This is a genomic window from Streptococcus sp. DD04 (assembly GCF_001578725.1).
In the GTDB taxonomy this organism is placed as follows: Bacteria; Bacillota; Bacilli; order Lactobacillales; family Streptococcaceae; genus Streptococcus; species Streptococcus sinensis.
Window position 1 is genome coordinate 88,783 of record NZ_KQ968978.1, and the last position, 9,219, is coordinate 98,001.

Annotated in this window: 6 protein-coding genes and 1 pseudogene; 6 read left to right on the top strand and 1 reads right to left on the bottom strand. The window is 43.7% G+C overall.

The features are described from left to right. Positions 1–42: 42 nt before the first annotated feature. Positions 43–876: a LysR family transcriptional regulator gene (locus STRDD04_RS05525; protein ID WP_062200046.1), complete on the bottom strand. Its 834-nt coding sequence runs from the start codon at positions 874–876 to the stop codon at positions 43–45. A 116-nt stretch (positions 877–992) separates the two neighbouring features. Here STRDD04_RS05525 and STRDD04_RS05530 point away from each other — a divergent pair, with 116 nt between their 5' ends. From STRDD04_RS05530 to STRDD04_RS05555, 6 genes and pseudogenes are all read left to right on the top strand, one after another. After that, positions 993–1,838 (top strand): aldo/keto reductase, encoded by an 846-nt coding sequence (locus STRDD04_RS05530; RefSeq protein WP_062200048.1) that lies wholly within the window; start codon positions 993–995, stop codon positions 1,836–1,838. Positions 1,839–1,884: 46 nt separating this feature from the next. Continuing rightward, a complete protein-coding gene (locus tag STRDD04_RS05535) occupies positions 1,885–2,646 on the top strand; it encodes a carboxymuconolactone decarboxylase family protein (RefSeq protein WP_062200050.1) in 762 nt (253 codons plus the stop codon). A gap of 93 nt (positions 2,647–2,739) precedes the next feature. After that, positions 2,740–3,777, top strand: a complete 1,038-nt coding sequence (locus STRDD04_RS05540; RefSeq protein WP_062200051.1) for a zinc-binding dehydrogenase — start codon at positions 2,740–2,742, stop codon at positions 3,775–3,777. Between the two features lie 300 nt (positions 3,778–4,077). After that, the gene (locus tag STRDD04_RS05545; protein WP_062200053.1) at positions 4,078–4,767 is read left to right on the top strand and encodes a VIT1/CCC1 transporter family protein; all 690 of its coding nucleotides are present in this window, start codon (positions 4,078–4,080) and stop codon (positions 4,765–4,767) included. 324 nt (positions 4,768–5,091) lie between these two features. Continuing rightward, on the top strand, positions 5,092–6,903 hold the full coding sequence (gene glmS / locus STRDD04_RS05550) for a glutamine--fructose-6-phosphate transaminase (isomerizing) (RefSeq protein ID WP_062200055.1): 1,812 nt from the start codon (positions 5,092–5,094) through the stop codon (positions 6,901–6,903). Positions 6,904–7,417: 514 nt separating this feature from the next. Next, positions 7,418–9,219: pseudogene (locus tag STRDD04_RS05555) on the top strand (AAA family ATPase); the annotation flags it as partial.

Genomic DNA, 9,219 nt, shown 5'->3' on the forward strand with positions numbered 1-9,219 from the left:
CGAATTACCGATTTCTGTCCCACTCTCCTTTTACTGGCGATTTTAAACATTTATTAAGTCAGCTAAGTTGATTTCGGGATTAAGAGAAACTAAATGATAGTGGACATGTGCTTCAGGGTCGGAAATAGGTATCATTACTCGGTCGTCCTGAATCTTTTCCCTTTCTTGGCTGAGATTGGTCGCAAACCGAGGAAGTGTAGAATTGTAGGCCAATTCTTCAAACTCAAAGCGGTTGGACTGGATCAGAAATTTTGAAGCTGGCATTTTTTCTTGAACCAATTCATTCCAAAATCCAATTTGATCCATTAGGAGAAAGTTATAACCATTGATTGCCTCGAAGCTAACAGAGTCTAGACGAGCCAAATCATGACCCGTCGTGACTGCGATAGCTAGTTCCTCTTGTAGATAAGGTAGGCAAGTCGTTTGGTTCTGGTCATACGCAAATGGGAGAACAGCTAGATCAATGGTTTCCTCCTCAATAGCTTCCATTACCTTGTGGATAGAGCAAATTTGATGGCTAATTTGTTTGTTAGGGTAGAGGGATGCTAGTTGCGGTAGCAAAGACCAAAGTGGTGCAGGAGCGACTGAAGCAATTGTAATGGTTTTGAGGCTTTGATCAAACTGTCTGACTTCTTTGATACCCTGCTGACTAGTACTTAAAATTCTGTGCGCAACTTCAACAGCACGCTCTCCTGTTTCATTCAACGAAATCCGATTAGCACTGCGATCAAAAAGGGGAACACCAAAATCTTCTTCCAAGTGTTGCATGGAACGTGATAAGGAAGGTGTCGAAATGAGGAATTTCTCTGCAACTTTAGAGAGTGTCCCTAATTCTTTAAAGGCGACGAGTTGTGCGAGTTCTTCTAGGTTAAGCATGTTTACCTCCTTTTTACTTTTCGTTTTATGAAAACTAGCTTGCTTTATTAATAGTGTACAAAATTTTCAAGTGGGTGTAAACTAGAAGCATCAAAAGAAAGAAGGAGAGTCAGAAAATGTTTTACAAAACTTTAAATAACAAGGTTAAAATGCCACAATTAGGATTTGGAGTCTACCAAACACCGGTAGATGAAACCAAGCGTGCAGTTCTTGATGCTATCGAAGTCGGTTATCGTGCCTTTGATACTGCTCAATCTTATGGCAATGAATCAGGTGTGGGGGAAGCTATCAAGGAATCTGGTCTTCCGCGTGAAGAATTTTTCATCACCACCAAGATTTGGATTAGCAATGCTGGTTATGAGAAGGCCAAGGCATCCATTGAAGAATCCTTGCAAAAATTGCAAACAGATTATATCGATCTTTTGCTGATTCATCAGCCTTTCGGTGATTACTATGGAACTTACAGAGCTATGGAGGAAGCCTACAAGGCTGGTAAGCTCCGTGCTATTGGGGTTTCAAACTTCTCACCAGATCGTTTTATCGATTTGCAGCATTTTGTAGAAATCAAGCCAGCTGTGAATCAGATTGAAACGCATATTTTCCAACAGCAAAAAGTAGCCAAGACTTATTTAGACAAATACAACTGCCAAATCGAATCTTGGGGACCTTTTGCAGAAGGGCGCAATGATTTCTTCAATACGCCAACTCTAAAAGAAATTGGGGAAAAATATGAGAAATCTGTTGCTCAAGTAGCACTGCGATTCCTCCTCCAAAGCGATGTTGTGGTGATTCCTAAGTCTGTTCGCAAAGAACGCATGCAGGAAAACTTCAATATCTTTGACTTTGAATTGACGGCAGAAGAGATGGCAGCCATTCAAGATTTAGATCAAGAAAAATCTCTCTTCTTTGACCATCAAGATCCAGAAACAGCAGAATTTTTCATGACATTGGTAAAAAAGTAGAACTGAATTTTAGGGAAGTTAGAATCTAAGCAAAGGAGGAAAAATTATGTCAAAAATCAAACAAACAGCAGGGAGAGATGCCCTAGGTGACTTTGCACCAGAATTTGCCTATTTTAATGATGATATTCTCTTTGGAGAAAATTGGAATAACCAAGATATTGACCTGAAAACAAGATGTATTATCACGGTTGTAGCACTGATGGTATCCGGTATCACAGATCAATCCTTGTCTTACCATCTTGCAAATGCTAAGAAGCATGGGGTGAGCAAAAAAGAAATTGCTGCCATCATTACGCATGTGGCTTTTTATGCAGGCTGGCCAAAAGCATGGGCCGTTTTCAACCTAGCTAAAGCACTCTGGACGGAGGATGTCCCGTCAGACGCTAGTGCAAAAGAAGCTTATCAAGCTTCAATATTTTTTCCAATTGGACAAGACAATAGTGCTTATGAACAATACTTTGTGGGTCAATCCTATCTAGCTCCAATCTCGGATGGAGCTTTCCCAATCTTTAATGTTACTTTCGAACCAGGCTGTCGCAATCATTGGCATAGCCATAGAGCTACTAAAGGCGGGGGACAAGTCATTATCTGTGTGGGTGGTCAAGGACATTATCAAGAATGGGGAAAAGAGCCTATGAAACTCCAACCTGGTGACACCGTTACCATCCCAGCCAATACAAAGCACTGGCATGGTGCTAGCAAGGATTCTTGGTTCTCTCATTTAGCTTTTGAAATTCCTGGTGAAAATACTAGTACGGAATGGAGTGAGCCTGTGTCTGAAGAAGACTATTTCAAAGCACAAGAGTAATACGTTTTATACCCTCACGCATTCTGACTTCACACAAAAATTTACAAAAAGTGTATAATAAAAGTGATAAACTAATAGAAAAGGAGTGGTTCTATGAAGAAAACAGTCTATACAAAAGCTGGTCAGGTTGGCCTTGTTGAAGTGGACCGTCCGCAAATCATTGAGGCAGATGATGCCATTATTCGGATCGTTCGGACCTGTGTCTGTGGTTCAGACCTGTGGCATTATCGCAATCCAGATATTGAAAGAGGCCATCAGAATAGCGGGCACGAAGCGATTGGTATCGTTGAGGCAATTGGTGATGCAGTACTGACTGTTAAACCTGGCGATTTTGTTATTGCTCCCTTTACTCATGGATGCGGGGAATGTGATGCCTGTCGAGCAGGATATGATGGCACCTGTGATCGTCATATTGGCAATAACTGGTCAGATGGCGTGCAAGCAGAATATATGCGCTTCGAATTTGCCAACTGGTCTCTTATAAAAATCCCAGGACAACCGTCAGACTATACAGAAGGTATGCTAAAGTCCCTCTTGACTCTTGCGGATGTGATGCCAACTGGCTATCATGCTGCGCGTGTGGCAGATGTGAAACCTGGTGATAAGGTGGTCGTGATTGGTGATGGGGCTGTTGGGCAATGCGCTGTTATTGCTGCGAAAATGCGCGGTGCTTCCCAAATTGTTCTCATGAGTCGCCATGAAGATCGACAAAAAATGGCCTTGGAGTCAGGTGCAACTGCTGTTGTTGCGGAACGCGGTGAAGAAGGTATTGCCAAGGTGCGCGAGATTCTAGGTGGTGGAGCAGATGCAGCACTTGAATGTGTCGGAACAGAAGCCGCTATTGATCAAGCCCTAGGAGTCCTTCACAATGGTGGTCGGATGGGCTTTGTTGGGGTTCCTCACTATAATAATCGCGCGATCGGTTCAACTTTTGCCCAAAACTTAACTGTAGCAGGAGGCGCAGCCTCTGTCACGACTTACGACAAACAGTTCTTGCTGAAAGCTGTCCTTGATGGGGATATTAATCCAGGTCGCGTCTTTACTTCAAGCTATAAACTAGAAGATATTGACCAAGCATATAAGGATATGGATGAACGCAAGACCATTAAGGCTATGATTGTCATGGATTAACAAAACATGGCTGGAGTTGGAGCAAGATGATTTTCACTTTGACGACTCCTTAGTTATAAGATTCTCATATTAGATATATCTAACTAAAAAGCGAACAAGGAAGAATTCTGACTATTACAGAAGACTATTTTGTTCGTTTTTTTATATTTTAGTTTGAACTTGTGTCCCAAGCTTATTTCTTTATTCATGGGATGGATTTTTATCTTAAATCGTGGAACTTTTCTCATTTTTCTGTTTTTTCTTGTAATAGGTAGAGGTTTTATTTATAATGATTATAAATAAAAAGGAAGAAGTTTTAGAATGGAAGAACATAAAATTGACAAGAACTTTAGTGGCCGGTTGAATATTTTGCGGGCAGGGGTTCTGGGAGCCAACGACGGGATTATTTCTATAGCTGGTGTAGTAATTGGGGTGGCCAGTGCCACTCAGGATGTCTGGATTATCTTTTTATCTGGTTTAGCTGCCGTCTTTGCTGGGGCATTTTCTATGGCAGGCGGAGAATACGTATCTGTTTCAACTCAAAAGGATACAGAGGAGGCTGCAGTAACTAGGGAGCGGGAACTTTTGATGAAAAATCCAGACATCGCTAGGCAGTCTCTCTATGCTACCTATGTCCAAAATGGCGAGTGCGATACCTCTGCCCAGCTCCTGACCAATCGGGCTTTCTTGCAGGATCCGCTCAAGGCCTTGGTGGAGGAAAAGTACGGCATCGAGGTAGAGGAGTTTACCAATCCCTGGCATGCAGCCGTCTCAAGCTTTTTAGCCTTTGCGGTAGGTGCGCTCTTTCCCATGGTTACGATTATCCTGCTTCCTGCTAGCATCCGTATTTGGGCGACGGTCCTGATTGTAGCTTTGGCTCTATTGGGAACGGGCTACACCAGCGCTAAACTAGGTAAAGCTCCGATTAAAAATGCCATGATTCGAAATCTAGCCATTGGTCTTTTGACCATGGCCGTGACCTATCTGGTAGGGCAGTTCTTTGCAGTTTAAGGGCTCTTGAAAGTCGGGAAGCGGTATTTCCTACGGTTCTTCTATATTGTAAGCGCAAAACGGTGCTTTTAGAAATCAGTTGTCAGACTAAAAGCAACCTGTCATCAGTTTGTAAGGTCAAGCTAGTATTGGTGTAGTTTCAAAATCCTTGTCCTCATAAGGTTCACAGGATTTTTAAAAGAAACTATACCAATTTTTTGTTGACAAAATCTGAATAGGTGTGTATACTGTTTCTGTCTGTGAATGAAAAGATAAAAAAGACTATACCAATTTTGAATTAAGGAGGAGCTAGCCTTTTGCCAGCAAAAGGTTAGAAGTAAAACTATGTGTGGAATCGTCGGAGTTGTGGGGAACCGCAATGCAACAGATATTTTGATGCAAGGGCTTGAAAAGTTAGAGTACCGAGGCTATGATTCGGCTGGAATTTTTGTTACAACAGGGAAAAAATCCAGCTTGGTGAAGTCCGTTGGTCGGATTGCTGATCTTCGTGCGAAGATTGGCATCGATGTAGCTGGCTCAACTGGTATCGGCCACACGCGCTGGGCAACCCACGGGAAACCAAGTGAGAATAACGCCCATCCCCACACCTCTCAGACGGGCCGCTTTGTGATGGTTCACAACGGCGTGATTGAAAATTATCTGGATATCAAAAATGACTATCTTGCTGACCATGATTTTAAAGGGCAGACAGATACAGAAATTACAGTCCATTTGATTGGAAAATTTGCGGAAGAAGACGGACTCCCTGTTCTTGATGCCTTCCGCAAGGCTCTTCACATTATCGAAGGTTCCTACGCTTTTGCTTTGGTAGATGCCGAAGATCCTTCTACAATCTACGTTGCCAAAAACAAGTCTCCGCTTTTGATTGGCTTGGGCGAAGGCTACAACATGGTCTGCTCCGATGCCATGGCCATGATTCGCGAGACCAGCGAATACATGGAAATTCATGATAAAGAGCTGGTTATCGTGACTGCAAATAGTGTAGAAGTGCAAGACTACGAAGGCAATGTTCTTGAACGGGGCAGCTATACAGCTGAGCTGGATCTGTCTGATATCGGGAAAGGCACTTATCCTTACTACATGTTGAAGGAAATTGATGAGCAGCCGACCGTGATGCGCAAGCTGATTAGCACCTATGCGGATGAAAATAATAAGATGCTGATTGATCCTGCCATCATCAAGACAGTCCAAGAAGCTGATCGCATTTATATCATTGCTGCTGGAACTTCTTATCATGCTGGTTACGCTTCTAAACGAATGCTGGAAGAGCTGACGGATACGCCAGTTGAGCTGGGCATTTCTTCTGAATGGGGCTATGCCATGCCACTCCTCAGCAAGGAACCACTCTTCATCTTCATCAGCCAATCTGGTGAGACAGCAGATAGCCGCCAAGTCTTGGTCAAGGCTAATGAGCTGGGCATTCCTAGCCTGACAGTAACCAATGTGCCAGGTTCAACCCTGTCTCGGGAAGCGAAGCACACCTTGCTTCTCCATGCTGGACCAGAAATCGCCGTAGCTTCAACCAAAGCCTACACCGCGCAAATCGCTGCCCTAGCTTTCTTGGCCAAGGCAGTCGGTGATGCCAACGGCAACGAAAAAGCCAAGAATTTTGATTTGGTTCATGAGCTGTCTATCGTAGCCCAGTCCATTGAAGCCATTCTTTCTGAGAAAGAGCTGATTGACAGCAAGGTGCGTGATTTGTTAGTAGATACTCGCAGTGCCTTTTACATCGGCCGTGGTCAGGACTATTATGTGGCGATGGAAGCCAGCCTCAAGCTCAAGGAAATTTCCTATATCCAGTGTGAAGGCTTTGCGGCAGGCGAGCTTAAGCATGGTACGATTTCCCTGATTGAAGAGGGGACTCCTGTGCTGGCCCTACTTTCAGACGAAGTCCTATCTAGTCATACTCGCGGTAATGTTTCTGAAGTTGTAGCGCGTGGAGCCAAGGTTTTGACGATTGCTGAGGAAAATGTGGCTAAGGACGAAGATGACATTGTCTTGAGTCAAGTTCACCCTTACTTGTCACCAATCTCTATGGTGGTGCCAACTCAATTGATTGCTTATTTTGCAACTCTGCACCGCGGTTTGGATGTGGATAAACCGCGCAATCTCGCTAAGTCTGTTACTGTAGAATAAGAGCAGTAGCTGATTATCTAGTAGAATCTTGAAAACTTCAGATATTGAAGGTCCCCTAATTTTAGTTTAGGGGATTCTTTGTTTTTATTAATCAGTATTATCAAGTAAAGGAATATTTCTAAATTAGTTTGGTGGAATCTTTTTCTTTGAGTTATTAAAAATTATGTAAATTTTTTATTCAAACCTATTGACAAGGGGTAAAAAAGAATGTATAATTACAACTGTAAACAAAAAAGTTTACACAGGATTTATTCAGAAGATGAGGAAATAGCCAGAAGGCATTTATTTTTTACAGGAGGCGAAATTATGTAAAATCATATTCTTCTGGAGTAGATAGAATTCATCCATAAAATAAAAGACTAGAACAGTCTTAATTTTTGGAAATCGAATAAGTTATGTAAAATAATAGATAGGAGAAAATCTCCCAAATGAATATTTATAGTAGATAAGGAAAAGATTTCTTATCTAAAATTTCAGCAAAAATAAAAATTATATAAAAAAGTGAGGCAATGCTATGAACAACAACTACAACAATTTTAACAATATGGACGACCTTTTCAACCAACTCATGGGGCGCATGGGTGGCTACAACAGTGAAAATCGTCGTTATTTAATCAATGGTCGAGAGGTAACGCCGGAAGAGTTTGCCCAGTACCGGGCTACTGGCAAGCTCCCTGGTCAAGGAGCAGGTGAGCAGACTGGACAAACCACTGCTCATGGGCCAAAACAAGATGGTATTCTGGCTAAGCTAGGACGTAATCTGACCCAGGAAGCGCGTGAGGATAAGCTGGATCCGGTCATTGGCCGCAATAAGGAAATTCAGGAAACTGCTGAAATTCTTTCACGTCGGACCAAGAATAATCCAGTTCTGGTCGGGGATGCCGGTGTCGGAAAGACAGCCGTCGTAGAAGGATTGGCCCAGGCTATCGTCAATGGTGACGTGCCAGCGGCCATCAAGAACAAGGAAATTATATCTGTTGATATTTCTGGTCTGGAAGCTGGTACTCAATATCGTGGTAGCTTTGAAGAAAATATCCAAAACTTAGTCAATGAAGTCAAGGAAGCCGGCAACATTATTCTCTTCTTTGACGAAATCCATCAAATTCTGGGTGCAGGCAGCACTGGAGGAGACAGTGGCTCTAAGGGACTGGCGGATATTCTCAAACCAGCTCTTTCGCGTGGTGAACTGACTGTCATCGGGGCTACTACTCAGGACGAGTACCGTAATACCATTCTCAAAAATGCAGCTCTGGCTCGCCGGTTCAATGAAGTCAAGGTCAATGCACCGTCTGCCGAAGATACCTATCAGATCCTTCGAGGCATTCGGGACTTATACGAAAAGCACCACAATGTCATCCTGCCGGATGAAGTGCTGAAAGCGGCTGTAGATTATTCTGTTCAGTATATTCCACAACGGAGTCTGCCAGACAAGGCGATTGACCTGGTCGATGTGACTGCTGCCCACTTGGCAGCCCAGCATCCAGTAACCGATGTCCACACGGTTGAGCGTGAGATTGCTGAGCAGAAGGCTAAGCAGGAAGCAGCTGTTGAGAAAGAAGATTATGAAGCAGCTCTGAATGCCAAGACCCGCATTGAAGAGCTGGAAAAGAAAATTCAAAACCACACCGAGGATATGAAGGTGACGGCGACAGTCAACGATGTAGCAGAGTCTGTTGAGCGGATGACGGGAGTGCCTGTCTCTCAGATGGGCGCTAGCGACATTGAGCGTCTTAAGGGCATGAATGACCGTCTCAAAGCCAAGGTCATTGGCCAAGACAAGGCTGTGGAAGCGGTGGCTAGGGCTATCCGCCGTAACCGTGCAGGCTTTGATGAAGGCAACCGTCCGATTGGCAGCTTCCTCTTCGTTGGTCCGACAGGTGTCGGCAAGACTGAGCTGGCTAAGCAACTGGCTTTGGATATGTTCGGTACCAAGGAAGCCATCATCCGTCTGGATATGTCAGAATACTCCGACCGGACTGCTGTTTCCAAGCTGATTGGTACCACTGCAGGCTATGTCGGCTATGATGATAACAGTAATACCCTGACCGAGCGTGTACGCCGCAATCCTTACTCTATCATCCTCTTGGATGAGATTGAAAAGGCGGATCCACAGGTGATTACCCTTCTCCTTCAAGTTCTGGATGACGGTCGTTTGACGGATGGTCAAGGGAATACAGTCAACTTCAAGAACACGGTTATCATTGCGACTTCCAATGCCGGATTTGGCTATGAAGCAGGCTTGGAAGAGAATGCAGAAAAGCCTGATTTGATGGATCGACTCAAACCTTACTTCCGCCCAGAGTTCCTCAATCGTTT

Bases quoted from the DNA above. Each gene is read 5' to 3' on its own strand.
- STRDD04_RS05525 (WP_062200046.1), bottom strand. From the start codon at position 876: ATGCTTAACCTAGAAGAACTCGCACAACTCGTCGCCTTTAAAGAATTA.
- STRDD04_RS05530 (WP_062200048.1), top strand. From the start codon at position 993: ATGTTTTACAAAACTTTAAATAACAAGGTTAAAATGCCACAATTAGGA.
- STRDD04_RS05535 (WP_062200050.1), top strand. From the start codon at position 1,885: ATGTCAAAAATCAAACAAACAGCAGGGAGAGATGCCCTAGGTGACTTT.
- STRDD04_RS05540 (WP_062200051.1), top strand. From the start codon at position 2,740: ATGAAGAAAACAGTCTATACAAAAGCTGGTCAGGTTGGCCTTGTTGAA.
- STRDD04_RS05545 (WP_062200053.1), top strand. From the start codon at position 4,078: ATGGAAGAACATAAAATTGACAAGAACTTTAGTGGCCGGTTGAATATT.
- glmS (WP_062200055.1), top strand. From the start codon at position 5,092: ATGTGTGGAATCGTCGGAGTTGTGGGGAACCGCAATGCAACAGATATT.